Origin of the sequence: Vibrio lentus (assembly GCF_002875945.1) — a bacterium.
In the GTDB taxonomy this organism is placed as follows: Bacteria; Pseudomonadota; Gammaproteobacteria; order Enterobacterales; family Vibrionaceae; genus Vibrio; species Vibrio apostichopi.
On record NZ_MCZK01000052.1, the window covers coordinates 1 to 19682 of the forward strand.

At 43.9% G+C, this 19682-nt stretch carries 20 protein-coding genes; 13 read left to right on the forward strand and 7 right to left on the reverse strand.

Going from position 1 to position 19682, the window contains the following annotated elements; genetic code table 11:
• Positions 1-26 precede the first annotated feature (26 nt).
• The 6 genes from BCT49_RS04480 to BCT49_RS04505 all read left to right on the forward strand — a co-directional run bounded on the left by BCT49_RS04480 (position 27) and on the right by BCT49_RS04505 (position 6942).
• Positions 27-974, forward strand: coding sequence for a TRAP transporter substrate-binding protein (locus BCT49_RS04480; RefSeq protein ID WP_241908032.1), 948 nt, complete (start codon positions 27-29; stop codon positions 972-974).
• Positions 975-1138: 164 nt separating this feature from the next.
• Complete coding sequence (locus BCT49_RS04485) at positions 1139-1681, forward strand: TRAP transporter small permease (RefSeq protein WP_102434313.1); 543 nt, start codon at positions 1139-1141, stop codon at positions 1679-1681.
• Between the two features lie 37 nt (positions 1682-1718).
• Complete coding sequence (locus BCT49_RS04490; RefSeq protein WP_102434314.1) at positions 1719-3059, forward strand: TRAP transporter large permease; 1341 nt, start codon at positions 1719-1721, stop codon at positions 3057-3059.
• An 11-nt stretch (positions 3060-3070) separates the two neighbouring features.
• The gene (locus BCT49_RS04495) at positions 3071-3991 is read left to right on the forward strand and encodes a cache domain-containing protein (protein WP_102434315.1); all 921 of its coding nucleotides are present in this window, start codon (positions 3071-3073) and stop codon (positions 3989-3991) included.
• Between the two features lie 236 nt (positions 3992-4227).
• The gene (locus BCT49_RS04500; RefSeq protein ID WP_102434316.1) at positions 4228-4800 is read left to right on the forward strand and encodes a malate synthase; all 573 of its coding nucleotides are present in this window, start codon (positions 4228-4230) and stop codon (positions 4798-4800) included.
• A 534-nt stretch (positions 4801-5334) separates the two neighbouring features.
• Positions 5335-6942, forward strand: a complete 1608-nt coding sequence (locus BCT49_RS04505; protein ID WP_102434317.1) for a BCCT family transporter — start codon at positions 5335-5337, stop codon at positions 6940-6942.
• Between the two features lie 205 nt (positions 6943-7147).
• Here BCT49_RS04505 and BCT49_RS04510 read toward each other — a convergent pair whose 3' ends face one another.
• Complete coding sequence (locus tag BCT49_RS04510; RefSeq protein WP_102434318.1) at positions 7148-8074, reverse strand: M14 family metallopeptidase; 927 nt, start codon at positions 8072-8074, stop codon at positions 7148-7150.
• A gap of 175 nt (positions 8075-8249) precedes the next feature.
• On the opposite strand from BCT49_RS04510, the gene BCT49_RS04515 reads away from it, so the two are divergent.
• Positions 8250-9155, forward strand: a complete 906-nt coding sequence (locus tag BCT49_RS04515; RefSeq protein WP_102434319.1) for a DUF808 domain-containing protein — start codon at positions 8250-8252, stop codon at positions 9153-9155.
• A gap of 116 nt (positions 9156-9271) precedes the next feature.
• Here BCT49_RS04515 and pyrC read toward each other — a convergent pair whose 3' ends face one another.
• Positions 9272-10300, reverse strand: a complete 1029-nt coding sequence (gene pyrC, locus BCT49_RS04520) for a dihydroorotase (RefSeq protein WP_102434320.1) — start codon at positions 10298-10300, stop codon at positions 9272-9274.
• A gap of 192 nt (positions 10301-10492) precedes the next feature.
• On the reverse strand, positions 10493-10651 hold the full coding sequence (locus BCT49_RS04525; protein ID WP_017059962.1) for a YqaE/Pmp3 family membrane protein: 159 nt from the start codon (positions 10649-10651) through the stop codon (positions 10493-10495).
• A gap of 218 nt (positions 10652-10869) precedes the next feature.
• On the opposite strand from BCT49_RS04525, the gene BCT49_RS04530 reads away from it, so the two are divergent.
• The gene (locus tag BCT49_RS04530) at positions 10870-12741 is read left to right on the forward strand and encodes a hybrid-cluster NAD(P)-dependent oxidoreductase (RefSeq protein WP_198595813.1); all 1872 of its coding nucleotides are present in this window, start codon (positions 10870-10872) and stop codon (positions 12739-12741) included.
• Positions 12742-12842: 101 nt separating this feature from the next.
• Here the strand turns inward: BCT49_RS04530 and nadE are convergent, their stop codons facing one another.
• A complete protein-coding gene (gene nadE, locus BCT49_RS04535) occupies positions 12843-13673 on the reverse strand; it encodes an ammonia-dependent NAD(+) synthetase (protein WP_102434321.1) in 831 nt (276 codons plus the stop codon).
• A 109-nt stretch (positions 13674-13782) separates the two neighbouring features.
• On the opposite strand from nadE, the gene BCT49_RS04540 reads away from it, so the two are divergent.
• Together BCT49_RS04540 and BCT49_RS04545 are read left to right on the forward strand one after the other, a co-directional pair.
• Complete coding sequence (locus tag BCT49_RS04540; RefSeq protein ID WP_102434322.1) at positions 13783-14304, forward strand: nicotinate-nicotinamide nucleotide adenylyltransferase; 522 nt, start codon at positions 13783-13785, stop codon at positions 14302-14304.
• 27 nt (positions 14305-14331) lie between these two features.
• Positions 14332-14814 (forward strand): hypothetical protein, encoded by a 483-nt coding sequence (locus BCT49_RS04545; RefSeq protein ID WP_102434323.1) that lies wholly within the window; start codon positions 14332-14334, stop codon positions 14812-14814.
• A 186-nt stretch (positions 14815-15000) separates the two neighbouring features.
• On the opposite strand, the gene BCT49_RS04550 is transcribed toward BCT49_RS04545, so the two are convergent.
• On the reverse strand, positions 15001-15627 hold the full coding sequence (locus BCT49_RS04550; protein ID WP_102434324.1) for an AraC family transcriptional regulator: 627 nt from the start codon (positions 15625-15627) through the stop codon (positions 15001-15003).
• Between the two features lie 175 nt (positions 15628-15802).
• Here BCT49_RS04550 and BCT49_RS04555 point away from each other — a divergent pair, with 175 nt between their 5' ends.
• Complete coding sequence (locus BCT49_RS04555; protein ID WP_102434325.1) at positions 15803-16909, forward strand: 1-acyl-sn-glycerol-3-phosphate acyltransferase; 1107 nt, start codon at positions 15803-15805, stop codon at positions 16907-16909.
• Between the two features lie 56 nt (positions 16910-16965).
• On the opposite strand, the gene BCT49_RS04560 is transcribed toward BCT49_RS04555, so the two are convergent.
• Positions 16966-17565, reverse strand: coding sequence for a hypothetical protein (locus BCT49_RS04560; RefSeq protein WP_102434326.1), 600 nt, complete (start codon positions 17563-17565; stop codon positions 16966-16968).
• 101 nt (positions 17566-17666) lie between these two features.
• Here BCT49_RS04560 and BCT49_RS04565 point away from each other — a divergent pair, with 101 nt between their 5' ends.
• Complete coding sequence (locus BCT49_RS04565) at positions 17667-17981, forward strand: YnjH family protein (protein ID WP_102434327.1); 315 nt, start codon at positions 17667-17669, stop codon at positions 17979-17981.
• A 23-nt stretch (positions 17982-18004) separates the two neighbouring features.
• Here BCT49_RS04565 and BCT49_RS04570 read toward each other — a convergent pair whose 3' ends face one another.
• Positions 18005-18304, reverse strand: a complete 300-nt coding sequence (locus BCT49_RS04570) for a YfcZ/YiiS family protein (RefSeq protein WP_102434328.1) — start codon at positions 18302-18304, stop codon at positions 18005-18007.
• Positions 18305-18834: 530 nt separating this feature from the next.
• Here BCT49_RS04570 and BCT49_RS04575 point away from each other — a divergent pair.
• On the forward strand, positions 18835-19296 hold the full coding sequence (locus tag BCT49_RS04575; RefSeq protein ID WP_017105619.1) for a TetR/AcrR family transcriptional regulator: 462 nt from the start codon (positions 18835-18837) through the stop codon (positions 19294-19296).
• The last annotated feature ends 386 nt before the right edge of the window (positions 19297-19682 follow it).

Below are 19682 nucleotides of genomic sequence, written 5' to 3' on the forward strand. Positions count from 1 at the left end.
GAATTACGCAACAAAGCCCAACAGCGATGCTATCTCATGCCGCGGCAGCAGCAAATTTTAAAATGGCTATCGGCGATGCTGCTGGTGGTACTCAATGGGAATTAGCGACATCATTTTCTGAATTGATGGAGCAAAAAACAGACGGCAAAGTCAAAATCGACCTGTTCCCAAATGGTCAATTGGGCAATGAGCAAGATACCGTCAACGACGCGGCAATCGGCTTACTCGACTTCTCTGTATTGGCGATCAATAACGTAACACCTTTTTCTCCAACTGTTGGTCTATTGACCATGCCTTACGTCATTCAAAGTGCAGAAGAAGCGGTGCTATTAACTCAAGGCCAAGTGGGCCAAGATCTTGTCGATAACACCATTCGTGATGCAGGCGTTCGTATCGTAGGTTGGGCTTATTCTGGCTTTAGGGTTCTGACTAACTCTAAAAAATCAGTCGCTTCACCAGCGGATCTAAAAGGACTAGTGATTCGTGTTCCTCGTAACGAAATCATGATTGCTTCGTACCAAGCATGGGGTGTAAACCCAACCCCAATGGCATGGTCTGAGACCTTTACGGGCCTACAACAAGGCGTGGTTGATGGTCAAGATAATCCATACATCACTGTTCATGCGATGAAGTTCAATGAAGTACAAAAGTACGTAACAAATCTGCGTTACATCTTCTCACTTGAGCCACTAATCGTCAGTGAAACTGTCTTCCAGCAACAGACGCCTGAAATGCAAAAGATCATTCTTGAAGCAGGTCAGGAAGCGACAGAGCACAGCTTCACTTACTTAGAAAATACTGAAAACAAGATCCGTGAAGAACTACAAGCAAAAGGCATGGTATTCACAGACCCAGCAGACAATGAGCAAGAGTGGATCAGCAAGGTCACTAAGTCAGTTTGGCCTAAGTTCTATTCAAGCATTGGAGGCAAAGACAAGCTAGACGACGTTCTTGAGTTACTAGGTAGAAAGTAACGATTAGATACGCCCTATCTGCTGTTCTCCGCTACTTAATCACCTAGCGATAGAACAGTGAGATAGGGCATTTACATGGCTTTACTCGTTGATCTGTTCTGTACCTGATCTTTTTAGGACCATGAGCGACTGGTTGTCATGTGGAAATCAACATTGGAGGTTATATGTCAGTCGCTAAAACTATAAAAAAGCATCTTAACAACATTGAGGAATATACCTGTTGTCTGCTGCTAGCAAGCTTTGTCCTATTACTGTTCACACAAATCCTTACTCGTCAGCTCTTTGATTACTCCATCCCTTGGGGTGATGAAGTGGCGACTTACATGTTCGTTTGGTTTGCCTATCTAGGCGCTGTTGTGGCGGCCAAAATGTCAGCCCACAACCGAGTGAGCTTTCATTTCAAATTCTTCCCACCCATCGTGCAAACCGTGAGTGAAACCATCGCCGACTTCTTATGGTTATGTTTCAACGGTTACTTTGTTTACCTCAGCTACGATTTCGTGTTCAACAAAATGAACCTGTTTTGGAAGTCTCAAACGACAGGCATCCCAATGAAGTACTTCTACATGATTTTGCCTATCGCGTTTTCCTTGATGATGATTCGAATTATCTGGAACAACTACGAGCGTTTATTCAAGGGCGCGACAAACGAAGATCCTGAAGTGAAAGAACTGCGCAAAATGACGGAACAAAAATCGACGCAGTAGTCGTCACAGAGAATAGTCGTAATAGAGAGATGTAATAATGGAATCCTATTTAACTCTAATTTTATTTGGTGGCTTTTTAACCCTGTTAATCCTAGGTGCACCAATCACAGTTTCACTGGCCGGCGCTTCGATGGTGGCCTATATGTTGCTCGACAAAAATCCCATCGCTTTAGTACAAATCGCGTTTACCTCGGTGGGTAACTTCCCGTTAATGGCACTACCAGCCTTTGTTCTTGCGGGCGCATTGATGGAGGCGGCGGGTATCTCCAAACGTCTGGTGGATATCGCAGAGAGTTTAGCCGGACCCGTGACGGGTGGCCTTGGCGCTGCAACCGTGATGGCGTGTTTGTTCTTTGGTGCTATCTCAGGTTCAGGCCCTGCAACCACAGCCGCGGTAGGTATGTTAATGGTGCCTGCGATGGTTAAGCGTGAATACGACAAGAGTTACGCATCGGCAGTAACGGCTGCATCGGGTGGCTTGGGTATTATCATCCCGCCTTCCATCCCCTTAGTTATTTTTGGCATTTCCGCCATGGGCTTGATGGCGCCACCTGAAGCCATCGCTCAACACGGAGAGTTCGCCTCTTTATCTATTCCAAAACTGTTTGTCGCAGGGGTTGTTCCAGGATTTATCATGGCGTCGACGCTAGTGATTACCAATTACGTGATTGCCAAGCGAGAGGGTTATAAAGGGCTGACTGAAACATGGTCATTTGGCGAAGTAAGGCACTCTTTACGCCGTGGCTTATGGTCGATATTGGCTCCGTTTCTGATTCTTGGTGGTATCTACAGCGGTATGTTTACACCGACAGAATCAGCAGTCGTTGCTATCTTCTATTCGTTGTTCGTTGGTGTGTTTATCCACCGAGAGCTTTCGTTCGAAAGTACGCTCAAGTCTCTGTCGACAACAACCTGGATTACGGGGCGTGTGTTGTTGATTCTATTCGCAGCAACGGTTTTTGGACGCTTGTTAATAGAACAAAAAATCCCAGTTGTAGTGGCTGAGTCACTGCTCGGTTTTACCGACAACATGTACATGGTGTGGGCGTTGACGATCACCTTACTGCTGTTCATTGGCATGTTCATGGAAACCTTGGCTGCAATCATGATCATCGTGCCAGTGTTACTGCCAATTATGTACATGCTTGGCGCCGATCCAACACACGTTGGGATCGTGGTGGTGTGTACGCTATCGATAGGTTTTGCTACGCCTCCGCTCGGTGAGAATATTTTTGTCGCCTCGGGGATAGGCGGGGCCACGGTCGAGCAGATCACCGCGAAGATCCATCCCTTTGTTCTTGCATCCGTAGTGGGCGTGTTCGTTATCGCTTTCTTCCCACAAATTACGCTTTGGCTACCGTCCTTAGTGGGCTATTAGGAGAAGTCACTATGAATATATCAAGAATTATCCTTATTGGTTGTGCCGTATTTGCAGTGATCAGTGGTATTGGATTACGTGCCGAACATTCAGAAACAGCGAAAGAAAATGAACCAGTCAATGTGCTCGAAATTTCAGAGCCACATGTGATCAGTGACGCTGAAAGAAGAGCCAAAACGCTGCTTGCGAAAGCGGTTATACATGTGCAAAAGGATGGCGATGAGAGCGTGAGTGACTTCATGAGCGACCCTGAATATATAGACGGTGAGCTTTATGTGTTTGCTTTAGACATTGATGGACAATTCCTCGCCAGTGGCGGCTCTTCAATGGTGCTGGTGGGTGATAGTGTTTTGGACACTCAAGATGTTTACGGCAATCCTTTTTTCAGAGAAATGATCACTAAAGCGGTGCATAACGGTTTTGGTGAAGTTCAGTACCATTGGACTAACCCTACTGACCGCATGGGCGAGCCTAAAACGACCTTCTTTGAACGTGTGGGCGATGTGATTGTGGCAGTGGGTTACTACCCTGAACGCTCAAGTGCCGCAGAGGCTAAGCGATTATTGGCAAGAGCCATGACGGCGATAGTCGAATCAGAACAAGACAGCATTACTGAGTTCAATAATAGCGAAGGCAGCTTTGTTGAAGGGGACTTGTATGTGTTTGTGATGGACATGAGCTCTGGAAAGCTGCTCGCACACGGTGTTTCTCCTGAACTTGTCGGGCGATCACACAACGAAATCCTAAGTCCAGACGATAAACCGATTCTTACGGAGGTGTTGAATCTCGCCAAAGAAAACGGGCGTGGAGTTTACACCTATCGATGGCTGAATCCGCTGTCGAGTAAAGTCGAAACCAAGCATACCTATTACCGAGTGATCGATAATAAGTTGGTTGGGGTTGGTTATTACACAAAATCAAACAACACCTAAAAGTGTTTCTAGTGAGCCCTCAGCCCAGGGAAATAAAGGGCTAGGGGCTCGAAATACGGGTGTGTGTAAAAAAGCAATTTAGTAAAATTCACAGTGTGAAATTTTTGTTGTGAAATTGTTTTAAAAATACAAGTAGTATGAAATACATGGAAGCAACACAGTAAAGAACAATTTTGAAAAGGGTCAATCAGGATTTTTGACCGACATGAAATTCAAAGCCGTAAGAGGGAAAGACTATGAATATGCTGACACTAGACAAAACAGAACTTCACAGAAACCATTCAACATTTATTGCTGAAGCTGTCTTTGCCGTCGAAATGGTGAAAGCAGACAAGCAACTCGAAAAACAGAAAATGGCAAAACAGTTGCTTGATACTCTATTTCCTCTTGAGGCGGGTTCACACGAAGACGCGGTGAGCTACGAGATTGATTACCGACATGTTCAGGTTTACTTCAAAAACGGTGAGCACACCGGTTTAAAACGCGCTAAACACTTTGTGGCTTACACTGGTGATAAATCAAAGCCTTCAGCAATATTATTCCGTGACGAAAGCGGTACACACGTTGAAGTGACTATCGGTGCTCGTAAAGGTACTGGCCACTTGGAATTGGTTGATATTCAAGATATTCAACTTGAGACATGCACTACGTTTGGCCAAACAGAGGCTAGTCGCTCTTCAGGAATCCGTCACTGGGTGAGCTTAGTGAAAGGCGATGAAAGCGGTCGACCGAATGCATCGAGCGAAGACAAAGAGTTCACAGCGAAGAATGGCGAAGACTACAACCTAGGGTTTTGCTACGCGATTTAATGTCGCTTCTCGATTTTATACAGCGTCACGCACGATCCAATAGTACTTCGCGATTGAACGCTAACTAATGCCACGCCACTGTAAGAAGTAGCACTGCAATCGAGATACCGATTTCTCTTTTACCTTTGGTAACTTTCCCCGCCCCTATAGCGGGGCTTTTTTGTTAGAGCTATAAGTAAATTGGGTAATTATTAAAATTATCTGTAGAAACTTTTAATGATATTTTACGGTGCGCTATTTTAATTTAATACACTGTATTTAAAGGTTTTTATTTGTTTATTTTATTCTGTTTTTATTGCCTTAACTATCATGATTGACGGTGGTTTGGGTGACTATTGAGCGAAAACTCAGTCAAAATGCTTCGTGCTGTGCTATTATGCGCGTCCTGGGATTGAGCCAGTAAGTCCATTTATCACCTTGCTCGGTGGTTTTTATCACGTTTTATTTTTGTGAAATGGCGAGCCAATCAAGTAGTAGTTGGATATGGAGAGCGTCCTTATATTCGTTGATTCGGATATGCGAACATCATAATTTATGAGTTTTAAATCAAAAAAATACAGTATCGATTCTACTGACTATCAAGTTGGTCAAGATAACGTCAGTAAATGGGGCATGGATGTCCATAACACCGTCTTCGTAGCCTCAGTAGGCTTATCTCTTCTCTTCATCATCACTCTTCTTGCTCTTCCTCCTGCAGATGCTAAAGCTGCAATTGATTCTATTAAGGGTGCTGTTTTATCTAAGTTTGACTTCCTGTTTATGTGGGGAGCTAACATCATGCTAGCGTTTGCTGTTGTTCTTGCTTTTTCACCGTTGGGTAAAATCCGTTTAGGTGGTGAAGACGCGACGGCGGACTATTCAATGTCATCTTGGATTGCGATGTTATTCGCAGCAGGTATGGGTATTGGACTTATCTTCTGGGGTGTTGCAGAACCAACTGCGTTCTTCACGAACTGGTTCGGAACGCCATTAGACGCAGAACCTTTCACAGCTGCTGGTCGTGAACTGGCGCTAGGCGCAACCGTATTCCACTGGGGTTTTCATGCATGGGCTATCTATGGCATGACGGCGCTTTGTTTAGCGTACTTTGTTTATAACAAAGGCTTACCGCTATCAATGCGTTCTGTGTTTTACCCAATTCTAGGTGAGCGTGTGTGGGGCAAAACCGGTGATGTAATCGATGTACTAACCGTACTGGTTACTCTGTTTGGTCTTGCGACTTCATTGGGCTTAGGTGGTACACAAGCAGCAAGTGGTATCAGTCACGTGTTCGGCTTGGAAAACAATATCTTCCTTCAGCAATCTATCATCGTTCTGATCATGGGCTTGGCGATCATCTCTGTTATGCGTGGCATGGACGGTGGTGTTAAGTTCCTAAGTAACCTGAACATGGTTATTGCATTCATATTCCTTGGTCTTATCGCTGTATTGAACTTCACAACTGTGCTTGATTCAATGGCAACGGCGGCAACGGGCTATGTGAAAAATATCGTAGCTTTGAGCCAAAGTGCGGGTCGTGAAGACACAACATGGCTGCATGGTTGGACTGTGTTCTACTGGGCATGGTGGGTAGCGTATGCACCTTTCTTCGGTATGTTCGTAGCGCGTATTTCTAAAGGCCGTACGGTTCGTGAATTCCTACTTTGCGTATTGATTATCCCAACATTGGTGACTTCAGCTTGGATGTCTATCTTCGGTGGCGTAGCTATCGAGCAAGTGATTAATCAGGTGGGGCAACTTGGCCTCGACCAAGGCATTACAGACGTATCTCTAAGCTTGTTCTACATGCTAGATGCTTACTCGTTCGGTAGCATTCTGTCTGTTCTCGCAGTCGCGCTGATCATCGTGTTCTTCGTTACAACGTTGGACTCAGGTTCTATCGTTATCGATGGCATGACGGCGGGTGGTAAATTAGAAGTGCCAGTGAAACAGAAAGTCGTTTGGGCGGTTATCTCAGGTGCTATCGCAATGGTGATGCTGTGGATTGGTGGTACTCAATCAATCCAAGCTCTGCAATCTATTACGATTATTGCAGCACTACCGTTTACGATCATTCTTCTGATTGGTTGTGTGAGCTTGTTGAAAGGCCTACTGACAGAAGTCGGTAAAGGTCAAGAAACGGTTACTCCAGCAACTAAGTAAATCGTGAAATAAGTAAGTCGCTAGATAGGGATTTACTTTACTCAGCATAATTCAAAGCTCTCTTGTACTTGGTGCAAGAGAGCTTTTTTATGCCTAAAAAGAAATCAGAGACAAAATAAAAAAAGAGCCACAAGTGAATCATCACTTGTGGCTCTCTTCGTTCTTAGTTCTAGGTGCCCGGTTCTAGTTATTAGCGGGTATGAGCTTATGCGTTTAGTTCGTGCTGAATAACGTAATCCAAAGCACCAACAACAGCAGCAACTTGAGCATCGTTACACTCTTCGTCTGTTACTTTGTCGCTGTCTGGGTAAACCTCTGTGGTTGTACCGTACTTACAGTCAGTCACGCCGCCACATAAGCCAAGCTTCTTCATTGGGTAGTTGATCACGCCGTGTTGAGTGACGTCTGAACCAATGATCTTGCCTTCGTCATCCGCAGGCGCAATGTGAGTGACTTTTTCAACTGAAGCGATGACAGCAGCTTGGAATTCAGGTTGTGGGTTTTCAGTATCGCCAACAGTGTAGAAACCGTCTGGGATCATACCTTCGATGTACTCAATGCCATCACGAGCTGCGAGTGCAGGTCGGAATTCAGTTTCATCAGAGTCTGTCGTCTCATGCAGGTCAACGTGAAGCAATACTTCTGGTAGAGACGCTACTAAAGCTCGTAGGTTTGCTGATTCTTCTGCTGGCGTACCGTCGTAGAAAGAGCGGTTTGGATCAACAGCATTTGGGTTCCAGCGGTTGATCACTTCGTAGCCCCAAGGGCTCACACAAGGTGCGACAACAATGTTGAAGTGCGCCGTGTATTTTTCTGCTTGAGTCGCAGCGAATTTGATCGCGCCATGCACACCACTGGTTTCGTAACCGTGAACACCACCGGTTACCAGAATCGTCGGCTTTGATGCGTCCCAGTTTTTGCTCTTGATTGCGAAGAGTGGGAAGCGAGCTTCGTCGTAGCTCAGCGCGCCGTATTGTTCGATGTCGAAGCGGTCTGCGAGTGCTTTAATCTTTGGTACAACTTCTTGCTGGTATTCACGCTTAACCGTTCGTTGAGCTAACCATGCTTCACGTTCTGCTTGTTGCCATTTTTGCCCTGGCTTACCAATCGGGTAGGTAGATTCACTTTTCATCTATACTTTTTCTTTTATGTTCGTGAAAGATTAAGACAGATTATTCCTGTCTAACAGAGACAGCAATAGAAAACACCACTTGTGACTTTATTTTTTACAGACTCATAACTTTGATGAGTGAATTGATGGTGTTACATTTTATTGATGGTTCAATTCTTTATAAAGAGACAACAAAATGGCTGGAGCAAGTTTACTAACACTGCTAGATGACATTGCAACCGTGTTGGATGATGTCGCATTGATGTCTAAGGTGGCCGCTAAAAAAACCGCGGGTGTATTGGGTGACGATTTAGCCCTTAACGCTCAGCAGGTATCCGGTGTTTCTGCTGAAAGAGAAATTCCTGTGGTGTGGGCGGTCGCAAAAGGCTCATTTAAAAACAAGCTGATTTTGGTTCCGGCAGCGTTATTGATCAGTGCGTTCATCCCTTGGTTGATCATGCCACTACTGGTGATTGGTGGCCTGTTTCTTTGTTTTGAAGGGGCGGAGAAAATCTTAGAGAAGCTCTTTCCTCATGCTCATCAACATGACGAGAAGGAAGAGGATACGAGTACTGGCGAATCCATAGAGGAATATGAGAAGAGAAAGGTAGCAGGCGCGATTCGGACTGACTTTATCTTATCTGCGGAAATCATTGTAATTGCGCTGGGTACCGTAACGGGCACAAGTATCGTGACTCAGATTCTTGTGGTGAGTTTGATAGCGGTTGTGATGACGATTGGTGTTTATGGCTTAGTGGCAGGGATCGTTAAACTGGATGATTTAGGTTTCTATCTCCAACGCACATCGAATGGGAGTGCTATTAAAACCAGATTAGGCAATGGGTTAGTCGCATTTGCACCAAAGCTAATGAAGATGCTTGCGGTTGTCGGCACGGCTGCGATGTTCTTGGTTGGCGGCGGCATTGTGGTACACAACGTTCCTGCAATTCATCACTTAATTGAACCGATTATTATGGACTTCAGTGGCCATACGCTTGCGACTGCGGTAGTACCGACGCTGTTGAATGGTGTGATTGGGGTTTTAGCTGGATTGATCGTCGTTGCTATTTGGACTGCTATTGGAAAAATTCGTGGTAAGTAATCGTTAATTATTTCTTACTAATAAGACAGTATTCATCGAAACAAAAAAGGGTCACCATAATTATTATGGTGACCCTTTTCGTTAAATTGAGGGCGTTTACTTAACAGCCCAAGCGCTTATTTTACAGACCAAGCAATCGTCTCGCCGCCACGGATTGGGACAACAATGTCTGAACCGAAAGGCATTGTTTCAGCAACATTCCACTCTTCTTTAACGAGCGTGATTGTGTCTGAGTTACGTGGCATACCGTAGAAGTCTGGGCCATTGTGGCTCGCGAATGCTTCTAGGTTCTCAATCTTGCCTTCTAAATCGAACACTTCAGCGTACAGTTCAACCGCAGCGTGTGCTGTGTAAGAACCTGCACAACCACATGCTGACTCTTTAGCTCCTTTTGCGTGTGGCGCAGAGTCTGTACCCAAGAAGAACTTCTTGCTACCGCTTGTTGCCGCTTCGATAAGTGCTAACTGGTGTGTGTTGCGCTTAAGGATAGGTAGGCAGTAGAAATGTGGTTTAATGCCGCCAACCAGCATGTGGTTGCGGTTATAAAGCAAGTGGTGAGCAGTAATGGTTGCCGCTACGTTTTCGTTAGCGTTCTTAACGAAAGTCGCAGCATCTGCCGTCGTGATGTGCTCTAGAACGATCTTCAGGTTAGGGAAGTCATTAACAATCGGCGCTAGAACCGTGTCTAGGAACTCTTTCTCACGGTCAAAGATATCAACATTGTGAGCCGTTACTTCACCGTGTACCAGCAGCAACATACCTACTTCTTGCATCGCTTCGAGTACGTGGTAAATCTTTTGAGCTGAGGTTACACCTGAATCAGAGTTAGTCGTCGCGCCAGCAGGGTATAGCTTCGCTGCTACAACAGCGCCAGACTCTTTCGCTTTACGAATTTCATCAGGTGTTGTGTTGTCTGTCAGGTAAAGTGCCATTAGAGGCTGGAATTGTTCACTTGGCTGCTCTGCCATGATGCGTTCACGGTAAGCAAGAGCCATTTCGGTATCGGTTACCGGTGGGATGGTATTTGGCATGATTAACGCTCGACCATTGTAACGGCTGATATCGCGAACTGTATCTTTTAATACTTCGCCATCGCGTAGATGAACGTGCCAGTCGTCAGGACGAGTAATCGTAAGTTGTGTCATTGAAGGCTCCCACCATTTGAAGTGTTATGTAGTTGGAGCCTAAACTCAGCGAAATCTGTGAAAGCAATCGCTTACGTTTAGGCGACAGGATGATAGTGGAAAAGCACTTTCATTTCATCCTATTTTTAACTCTTCAGGGCTAGGAGCTTGTTTTTATGGGTGTTTTATTCGGTATTTATTTGTTAATAAGGGTTAACGGGTGGCTACCCACAGACCATGAATCATTCCTGGAACCCAAAAGAAGAAAGTAAGAATGATATTAATCACCAGATCTTTCCCAGCGCCGCGAGCGAAGAACACGCCAACAGGCGGAAGCAGTACACATAAAATGATAATGACGAGTTTGTTCATGATAAATCCTTTTTATTCAATGAAGGTTCAATGTGATAACCGTGTTCAAATTATAGAACGTATGGAGAAAGTTAATGCATTGGTGTCTTTATGTATATAAGACAGTCGTTTAAACATCTCAAGATATTAGCTTAGTATCAAGTGTTTAATGCCTGCCAGTTTATCTATTTATAACCATTTGTTAGCATTGGGACAAACAACAAAACATTGGAATCGTTATGTCGCAGCTACCTTCAAATGGAATGGCTTTTGAGCAAGAGCTTTCAGGTCAACAGCCCTCCTTATCTCAAATTAATGTGTTTCCGGTAAAATCAGTGGGCGGGATCTCGCTCTCTTCTGCTTGGGTTGAAAAACAGGGTCTTACTTTCGACAGACGTTTTATGTTGGCACTGGCTGACGGTTCGATGATCACGGCGCGTAAGTATCCGAAAATGGTTAAGGTATCTTCAAGCCTGCAACCAGACGGTTTGATCTTCACTTATGAAGGCAAAGAGCCGCTGCGCCTAAAATACGCGAACTTCAAGATGCAAGAAGCGCCAGCAACGGTTTGGAAAGACAGCTTCACCGCTTACACCACTAACGATGAAGCCGATGATTGGTTCAGCGATGTGTTGGGTGTTCGCGTTGAGCTACTGTTCTCAGGTGAACAGTCGAATCGTGTTCGTGAAAAGCTTGGCCAGAATGTCAGTTTCGCTGATGGCTACCCAATGTTGGTGATCAGCCAAGCATCACTGGATGAGCTGAATCGCCGCAGTCCTGAAATGCATTCAATGGACCAGTTCCGCACTAACTTTGTCGTTTCCAATACTGAAGCCTTTGCTGAAGACAGCTGGAAGCGTATCCGTATTGGTGAGGTTGAATTCGAGGCGGTTAAGCCTTGTGAGCGTTGTATCCTTACGACAGTGGATGTTGAGCGTGGCGAATTTAGAGCAACAAAAGAGCCGCTTAATACCTTCTCTACATTCCGAGCGAATGAACGCGGTGGCGTTTTCTTTGGTCAGAATCTGGTGGCTAAAAATGAAGGTTTAGTCAAAGCCGGTGATGTGGTTGAAGTGCTCGAAACCAAAGAGAAAGAGCACTATGAAGATACTTGGGTTGAGTCGTTACATTTAACGTGTGTTGAGCGCGAAGAGATCGCTCGTGATTTTACGACCTTTTGGTTAGAACCTGCGAAAGAGAACCACTCACTACCAAGTTACCAGCCTGGGCAACATCTACCGATTGAGATGGTGATTGACGGTGAAAAAGTTTCTCGTCGTTACACGTTATCTTCTAGCCCTTCACGAGCGGGTCGTTTAGCGATTTCAGTGAAGCGAGTGGACGATGGCCAAATCTCTAACTGGTTGAATGACCATTTCCAAGTGGGCGACACGCTAGTTGCTCAAAACCCAGATGGTGCATTCTACTTAGAAGCAAACCCAACTCACCCGTTACTGCTTTTGTCTGCAGGCAGCGGCATTACTCCAATGTTGTCGATGCTTCGTTACCTAGCCGACCATGGTCAAATTGATGATGTGGTTTTCTATCATCAATGCAGCAGTGAAGAAGACATTCCTTATCAAGCTGAGATTGATAAGATCGCCAATGAGCACGCGGGTCTTCGTGTGATTTACTCATTAAGCCAGCCAACCAAAGAGTGGGATGGTTTATCTGGGCGTCTAAGCGTGTCGCATGTCGCTAAAATTGAGGAACTACACAAGCGCCAAGCGTTCGTGTGTGGCCCTGACGGCTTTATGGATAACGCTAAGAAATTGCTGATTCAAATGGGGCTGAACCCTCAGCATTATCATCAAGAAGCGTTTGGTGTGGCTCAATCGACCGAGGAAGCTGTGAAGCAACTTCAGTTGAGTGTGAATGGCTACTTGTTCGAAGGTAATAATCAGTCCACTTTGCTAGAGCAAGCAGAGTCGGCGGGTGTGTCTATCGCATCAAGTTGTCGAGCGGGTTTCTGCGGCGCTTGTAAAGTGACCCTTGAGTCAGGGCAAGTTCATCAGCCCGATGTGCCAGCGTTACAAGATCATGAACGTAATATGGGACAGATACTGGCGTGTTGCAGTGTTCCGCAAACGGATATCGAGGTTGTGGATTAAAGACTCGTTAGATCATAAAGAAAAGTGCATCAAATAGAAAAGGCCGGAAGCTCATTGAAATGAACTTCCGGCCTTTTTGATTTTGAGACTAATTCAAAAAATTAATCGTAGATCGTTGGGATTGGTTGACGCTTGTGTTGTGTTGCTTTGTAGATGCCAACTAAGCGATCTGATACGTCTTGAGGGACTTCTTTACCTTCAAGGAAATCATCAATTTGATCGTAAGAAAGGTTCAAGGCTGCTTCATCGGCTTTCTGTGGATCAAGCTCTTCTAGGTCGGCAGTAGGAACTTTCTTAACAAGTTGCTCTGGAGCGCCTAGCGTTGCTGCAAGCTCACGAACTTGGCGCTTGTTCAAACCAAACAGTGGTGCTAAATCACATGCGCCGTCACCGTGCTTAGTGTAGAAGCCAGTGATGTTTTCCGCTGAATGGTCAGTACCAATCACAAGGCCGCCAACGTAACCCGCAATTTCGTATTGTGCGATCATGCGAGCACGAGCTTTTACATTACCTTTCACAAAGTCGATTTTCGCAGAATCTGTTGGTAGTAAGCCTGTACCTTCTATAGCTACGTGAGAGGCTGCGTGAAGCCCATCAACACCCGCTTTAATGTTTACAGAAACAGATTGAGAAGGCTGGATGAAAGAGAGAGCAAGTTGTGCTTCATCTTCATCTTTTTGCTCACCGTATGGCAGGCGAACCGCAATGAATTGGTATTCATTACTGCCAGCGTTTTCATTCAGGCTGTCGATTGCCATTTGTGCTAAACGGCCACAGGTTGTTGAGTCTACACCGCCACTGATACCAAGGATCAGAGACTTACAACCTGATTGCTGAAGTTTCGTTTTAATAAAGTCCACACGACGAGTCACTTCGAAGTGAGGGTCAATTGAAGGTAGTACGCGCATTTCGTCACGAATTAACTGTTCCATTCGTATTCCTTTCCTGCAAGCAAATTAAAAATCTAGTGTTATCATACCTAAATCATCCGATTTAAAAACCTCTTTGCACAAGCTTAGAAAGAGAAGGCAGTAATAAATAATGGAAAAAATAGCCATTTTCGGTAGTGCGTTTAATCCACCGAGCTTAGGGCATAAAAGTGTGATTGATTCGTTGGCTCACTTTGACAAAATTCTTCTAGTTCCAAGTATTGCCCATGCTTGGGGAAAAGAGATGCTAGACTTTGATACGAGATGTCAGTTAGTTAGCGCATTTATCAGTGATCTTTCACTGGATCAAGTTGAGCTATCATTGATTGAAAAGAGCTTGTTTACACCCGGTGAAAGCGTGACAACTTATGCTGTGCTCAGTGAACTGCAAAAGTTACATCGTGACGCGGAACTCACGTTCGTTATTGGGCCTGACAACTTCTTTAAGTTCTCATCTTTCTATAAATCAGATGAGATTACCGAGCGATGGTCTGTAATGGCGTGCCCTGAAAAAGTCAAAATCCGCAGTACAGATATTCGTAATGCGTTGATAAGTGGAAGCGATGTTGCAAAACTGAGTACAAAGTCAGTTACAAAGATGTTGCAAGATAGTGGACTGTATCAGATAATGTGAGTTCACTAATTAAGAGGTCAGAGGACTATGCTAAAGAGCGCGATACCAGCGACGTTGATCATTGCAGCATGCAGTATGCCTGCGCACGCTGATTGTGATTTTTTTAGCTTAGATTCAATCATGCTGACTTCTGATGATGAAAACAGCTGCTTAGACTTCTCTTCGAGTATTGAGTCTTTTGGTCAACGTATGATGGAAATCAGTGGACTAAGTGACGAAGAGCCTGAAGCGCCAGACTATTGGTCTGACTGGGTTCTTCAAAGTAAAGACACGCCATTGTTAACGCAAAGCCTTGAGTCCAACTATGTTGGTTTGGGAATGTGGTTTCCAGAAGATCTTGAAGATGAACAGTACGATATGTCTACAGAAGAGTGGTTGATGAATCACGGCCTTCAACTGAGTATCGGCTTTGGTGAGAAAGTTGACGGTCAACCTCGCATGCGCTTTGACTACCGTTGGCATGATTCACGAGACGCAGACCTTATGATGCAGGTTGAACTACCTTTCTAGATAAAAGTACCCTTTTAGGTAAAGTATTTTTTTAGGTACATTAGCTCTGAGCTAAGAAGCGATAAGAATATAGAAAAGCCGCAAAAACTGAGTTTTTGCGGCTTTTTAGTATCTGGTGTTTTGTCGTTTAACTTAGCAAGTGAAGAACAGTCTAGTGAGTAGAGAACAGGTGTCCGACACTCTTGCTTATAGGTCTTCGCCAAACACGAGCATGCACAGCTGTTCGAACTCTTCTTCTTTTCCAGAGAACAAATCATCAATCACAAGCGTGCGCTTTTGACCTGATTGCATGCGCTTCTTCGCTTCACGCATGACCATCACCAAGGTGTGTTCTTGTGGCAGATTCGAATCATCAATGTTCCATTGATTGAATCGCTGAGATAGGGCACTTTCACAAAGCAAAGGTTTAAACGCCAGTACTTCTTGTTTGAGTACAGACAGCATGTCTTTAAACGCTTGCTCAGTATTGTTGGCATTGGTCGCGCGAGCTTTGGTGAGTTCTAGTTTCTCTAATAGCGCCAATGACAGGTTGGTTTGCGTGATGTAGCCCGCTTGTCTTGGGAATGAGTCGGTCAAACGAACGGAGAAATCGACACGATTTACCTGTGTATTTGGAAAGTAGGTCAGTGAGGTTAAGCAGTCATAAGGAACCCAAATGCTCTGTCCAGGTTCAACGGCGTACTCTTGTTTACCTAGCTTTATCAAAACCAAACCACTCTGAACCGATACAAGGCTATGTTTTAGTACTTTCTTGCGTGGTGTGATCACCAAGTGTGAAAAGTAAGCCGATGTATATTCAATCGCGAAGTTCATAGATAGTACCTTAGTTTTGGGACGTCAAGATTACCGCTAATCTTAAAGAATGCCAACAATAACAGGGGATTTTCAATCTTTCTGGTCTGACCTTGTCAAAAGTATGGGTTCTGTAGCTGCGGGAAGTCAAAACAACGCGTAGAATAAGCCAGCTATTTATTATATGAATTAAAAAATGACCTCTCCGATCGATCCATATGTTGATATTCGCCCTTACGGCGATGATGAAATTCCAGCGGCACTAAACCGTCTTATTAATGATGAAGAATTTATCAGTGCGATTCTGCACTATCGTTTTTCAAACCATGCGTCTTGGTTTAAAGCATTAATGAGCCCTATCTTGCGCGTTTACTTGAAAATGAAATGGAGCAAGCTCACCAGCGTTGAGTCCATTCAGATTGAAGTTAAGAAGTACTTGCGAGATACGTTAGCGAAAACCACCAATGGTGTGACATACACAGGTGTGGAGTCTTTAGACGCTAACCAAGCTTACCTGTTTATTTCAAATCACCGCGATATTGCTATGGATCCGGCGTTAGTTAACTACGCATTGCATCACAACAATCACCAAACCTGCCGCATTGCAATTGGTGACAACTTGTTGAAGAAACCATGTGCAACTGAACTGATGCGCCTTAATAAGAGCTTCATCGTAAAGCGTTCTTTAAAAGGACCGCGTGAAATGATGAAAGCGCTTGGCCAACTTTCTTCGTACATCAAGCACTCTTTGGAAACGGGCAATTCAATCTGGATCGCTCAAAAAGAAGGTCGTGCAAAAGACGGTAATGATTTCACTGAGCCAGCAATCTTGAAGATGTTCCATGTTGAAGGGCGTAAGCAAAAAATTGCATTCCCTGAATACGTGAAATCATTGAAGATCGTTCCTGTGTCCATTTCATACGAAAACGACCCATGTGACATTGCTAAAGCGATTGAGCTTTTTGAAAAAGACGTAAACGGCAGTTACGAAAAAGGTGAGTTTGAAGATATCGAAAGTATCATTCAAGGTATCATCGGTAATAAAGGGCGCGTTCATGTTGGTTTTGGTCAGGTTATCGATCAAGATTTCGATACTCCAGAAGCACTTGCTCAAGAGATCGACCGCCAGATCCATGAAAACTACAAACTGTTCCCAATCAACTTGTTGGCTGCTGAGAAGGATGACGAGTCTATTACAGACGTCGTTAAGAAAGAGTTTGAAGAAAAGCTATCAGGCCTACCTCAAGGTGCTCGTCAGTACTTGATTGATAGCTATGCAAACCCAGTGAAGAACATTGGCTAGGTCGCTGACCAACAAGAGATTGAATTGAAAAAGGAGCCTTAGGCTCCTTTTTTGTATTAGCGAGCAACTGCGCCACCGAGATCTAAATTGGTTGGCCAAGTGGTAATCGTGTTACCACCGAGGTAGATGTTTCCTTTCACTGTCATCGTATCGGGGAATGCAGTAATCGCAGAACCGCCTATATATAAGTCTCCATCAATGACTATTCCATTCGGGAGTTCCGTCAAAGGAGTGCGAATCACGCTAAGGTCGCCTTTCACTCGCAAACCGTTGGGTAATCTTTGAAGCGGCGTATCGGTCAGGTTAATAAACCCTCCAACTCTTACGCCTCTCGGCCAACTGGTGATTTGGCTGCCAATCAAGTCGACATAGCCTTTAATCTTCACTCCCGAAGGAACACGGGCGAGTTGGCTGTTACCGCCTTTAAGGCTGCCGTTTACTTCTAACCCTTTGGGTAGGCGTGTTATCGCGGTATTTTCTATATTGAGGTTGCCATCGACCACTAAACCCGTCGGAAGCGACGTGTAAGGCTTATTTCGTAAATATAAGTTTCCGTAATTATCGAGATGGTTCAATATTTGATACTGATCGAGTGGTTCTGCGGTCACATTTGTTATGGTTAAAGAACCAATAATAAGTGCAATTATTCGGAGCATAACAAGCTTCTTATTACGATAGACGTTAACACTATAATGAAAAAATTATTCTCGCATAGTGTTTTACTCATTTGTTGGTAGGTAAAAAGGAATAGAGCACAATGAAAGGTGAATCTGTGATTGAAATAAAGCGTCAAATTCTAAAAGGTTTTGTGATTTTAACTTCTGTGTTTTGTTCAGTATCAGCGAATGCTAATAAAATAATATCGACGCCCGCTAAGGCTGCAGTTGTCGTCACTCAGAGTGGTTCACAGCAACGAGTTTGTTATTATGATGATAAGGCATATAGCCTAGGTGCTGTCGTTGAAGTTTCAGGCGTATTGATTCGATGTGCTGCCGAAAATGACTTTGAGACCAATGGTGCTCTGGGGTGGATTGAAATTATAAAAAAGACGAGAAATAAACTCGTCTTTTAGTAATATGAATATTAGTGCTTAAATTAACGCGCTAGAGAGCGAGTCTTAAGTTCGAAAATAATCTTCTCAGCACTGACTTCAAATTTAAAGCGAGCATGTAATTCAGTACTCTCTTCTGTCATCTCTGACGCTTCAAACTCGACGTCGCTAGATACTTGCTTCGCTAGCTCAACGTACTTAGCAAACTCAGCTTCAATAAGGGCTTTAGAATTACCGTAAACCGTTACCTCAGCAACCTCATCGCCTTCTTTGATGATGAAGCCGATTTCACCTGCGCAACCGCAAGCCTCACATACATCATTGTTATTAACATCTTGGCTCATAAATAATCCTCTTACAAAGTCTGAGGTTATTCTAACGAGCAATTTGATCTGTATCTACAAAAATTAAAATCTTTGAACTAATTTACACTGGTATGCTATGTTGTTTGTATAGAGATAAAATTAATACGAACTTTCGCGGCGCGAAATATCTATGTGATCTCGGTCATGTTTTGCTGAAGATTAATGTTATTAATTTGTCAGAATATCATTCACTTAGTTGCGTCAGGAATGATTTTATAAGACTATCTATTGCTTAATAGGTATTTATACAATGAATTTATCGTTGGGTATTTCATATTCTAAGTGGTTATTTAAAATTATCTACTTAGGGCGGTAAGGTGACTTTCGAAGAATAATTAGGCAAAGTGCCCAAAGAGGCAGCACTGTAAAATTGTTCGTACAGAGTATTTGCAGGTATTTAATTGTATTTACTTGCGAAAAAACACCTTGCTCACATAATGCTGATAACGATTTTCATCCTGACTTCATTTGATTGAGTTAGATGGATTTACAAAGAGAAGAGCCTGAATATGCCAAAGCGTAGTAAAGAAGATACAGAAATCACAATCCAGAAGATCATGGATGCCGTTGTAGACCAGCTACTAAGATTGGGTTACGACAAGATGTCATACACGACGTTGAGTCAGCAAACGGGCGTTTCTCGTACAGGTATAAGCCACCACTTTCCAAAGAAAACAGATTTCACAGCGGCTCTAGACGGTCGAATTTTCAAGATGTTCATGGAACACATTGATTTCGAAAACGGTCTTGATGCATTCTCTGCTAGCTGGGTTACAGCACTTGAAGACGCTGAATTCCTAGCAATCTTACGTTTACTTTTCCATCATATCGTTACTGCTGAAAGCGCACATGAGTTCGCAGCAAACGGTATTGATCGTCTATACAAACTGACTGAAACTCAGTTTGGTGATACTAGCGGTAAAGAACTAGAGTGGTTGATTGGTAAATCATTGATTCGTATGAGCCAATAATCAACACACAATGAAAGAAGCTCCTGAGGGGGCTTTTTTTGTGCCTGTCGTTTTCTTCTTCTGCTCTTTTTGTCTCGTCCTCACATCGTTGTCGCCATCTTGTTTTCGTGCTGAAGGTATTAATTTCCTTTCTTTTTAAATGCTTACGTTCACGTCTCACATTTCCATCCCATTGCTAAAAGTTAAGTAACACTAACTGATAATGTTCATTTCTAGAGCCTCGAACGCTCAGAGTGAGGCGTTTAGGGGCTCATTGCTATGGTTGTTGGCAAAATTGAGTTTAAGGCGAGAGAGAAGCCATGAGCCAATAAAAAGCCTCGAATAAATCGAGGCTTAGAATGACGTCATTGTTATTAGGAACGAATACTGGCTTTGTTGCGTAATTC

What these genes read in the sequence shown, in the direction of transcription:
- BCT49_RS04545 (WP_102434323.1), top strand. Translation starts at nt 14,332, where the DNA reads ATGCTAAAGAGCGCGATACCAGCGACGTTGATCATTGCAGCATGCAGT.
- BCT49_RS04490 (WP_102434314.1), top strand. Translation starts at nt 1,719, where the DNA reads ATGGAATCCTATTTAACTCTAATTTTATTTGGTGGCTTTTTAACCCTG.
- BCT49_RS04505 (WP_102434317.1), top strand. Translation starts at nt 5,335, where the DNA reads ATGAGTTTTAAATCAAAAAAATACAGTATCGATTCTACTGACTATCAA.
- pyrC (WP_102434320.1), bottom strand. Translation starts at nt 10,300, where the DNA reads ATGACACAACTTACGATTACTCGTCCTGACGACTGGCACGTTCATCTA.
- BCT49_RS04570 (WP_102434328.1), bottom strand. Translation starts at nt 18,304, where the DNA reads ATGAGCCAAGATGTTAATAACAATGATGTATGTGAGGCTTGCGGTTGC.
- BCT49_RS04500 (WP_102434316.1), top strand. Translation starts at nt 4,228, where the DNA reads ATGAATATGCTGACACTAGACAAAACAGAACTTCACAGAAACCATTCA.
- BCT49_RS04540 (WP_102434322.1), top strand. Translation starts at nt 13,783, where the DNA reads ATGGAAAAAATAGCCATTTTCGGTAGTGCGTTTAATCCACCGAGCTTA.
- BCT49_RS04560 (WP_102434326.1), bottom strand. Translation starts at nt 17,565, where the DNA reads ATGCTCCGAATAATTGCACTTATTATTGGTTCTTTAACCATAACAAAT.
- BCT49_RS04525 (WP_017059962.1), bottom strand. Translation starts at nt 10,651, where the DNA reads ATGAACAAACTCGTCATTATCATTTTATGTGTACTGCTTCCGCCTGTT.
- BCT49_RS04510 (WP_102434318.1), bottom strand. Translation starts at nt 8,074, where the DNA reads ATGAAAAGTGAATCTACCTACCCGATTGGTAAGCCAGGGCAAAAATGG.
- BCT49_RS04555 (WP_102434325.1), top strand. Translation starts at nt 15,803, where the DNA reads ATGACCTCTCCGATCGATCCATATGTTGATATTCGCCCTTACGGCGAT.
- BCT49_RS04480 (WP_241908032.1), top strand. Translation starts at nt 27, where the DNA reads ATGCTATCTCATGCCGCGGCAGCAGCAAATTTTAAAATGGCTATCGGC.
- BCT49_RS04530 (WP_198595813.1), top strand. Translation starts at nt 10,870, where the DNA reads ATGTCGCAGCTACCTTCAAATGGAATGGCTTTTGAGCAAGAGCTTTCA.
- BCT49_RS04485 (WP_102434313.1), top strand. Translation starts at nt 1,139, where the DNA reads ATGTCAGTCGCTAAAACTATAAAAAAGCATCTTAACAACATTGAGGAA.
- BCT49_RS04515 (WP_102434319.1), top strand. Translation starts at nt 8,250, where the DNA reads ATGGCTGGAGCAAGTTTACTAACACTGCTAGATGACATTGCAACCGTG.
- BCT49_RS04565 (WP_102434327.1), top strand. Translation starts at nt 17,667, where the DNA reads ATGAAAGGTGAATCTGTGATTGAAATAAAGCGTCAAATTCTAAAAGGT.
- BCT49_RS04550 (WP_102434324.1), bottom strand. Translation starts at nt 15,627, where the DNA reads ATGAACTTCGCGATTGAATATACATCGGCTTACTTTTCACACTTGGTG.
- BCT49_RS04495 (WP_102434315.1), top strand. Translation starts at nt 3,071, where the DNA reads ATGAATATATCAAGAATTATCCTTATTGGTTGTGCCGTATTTGCAGTG.
- nadE (WP_102434321.1), bottom strand. Translation starts at nt 13,673, where the DNA reads ATGGAACAGTTAATTCGTGACGAAATGCGCGTACTACCTTCAATTGAC.
- BCT49_RS04575 (WP_017105619.1), top strand. Translation starts at nt 18,835, where the DNA reads ATGCCAAAGCGTAGTAAAGAAGATACAGAAATCACAATCCAGAAGATC.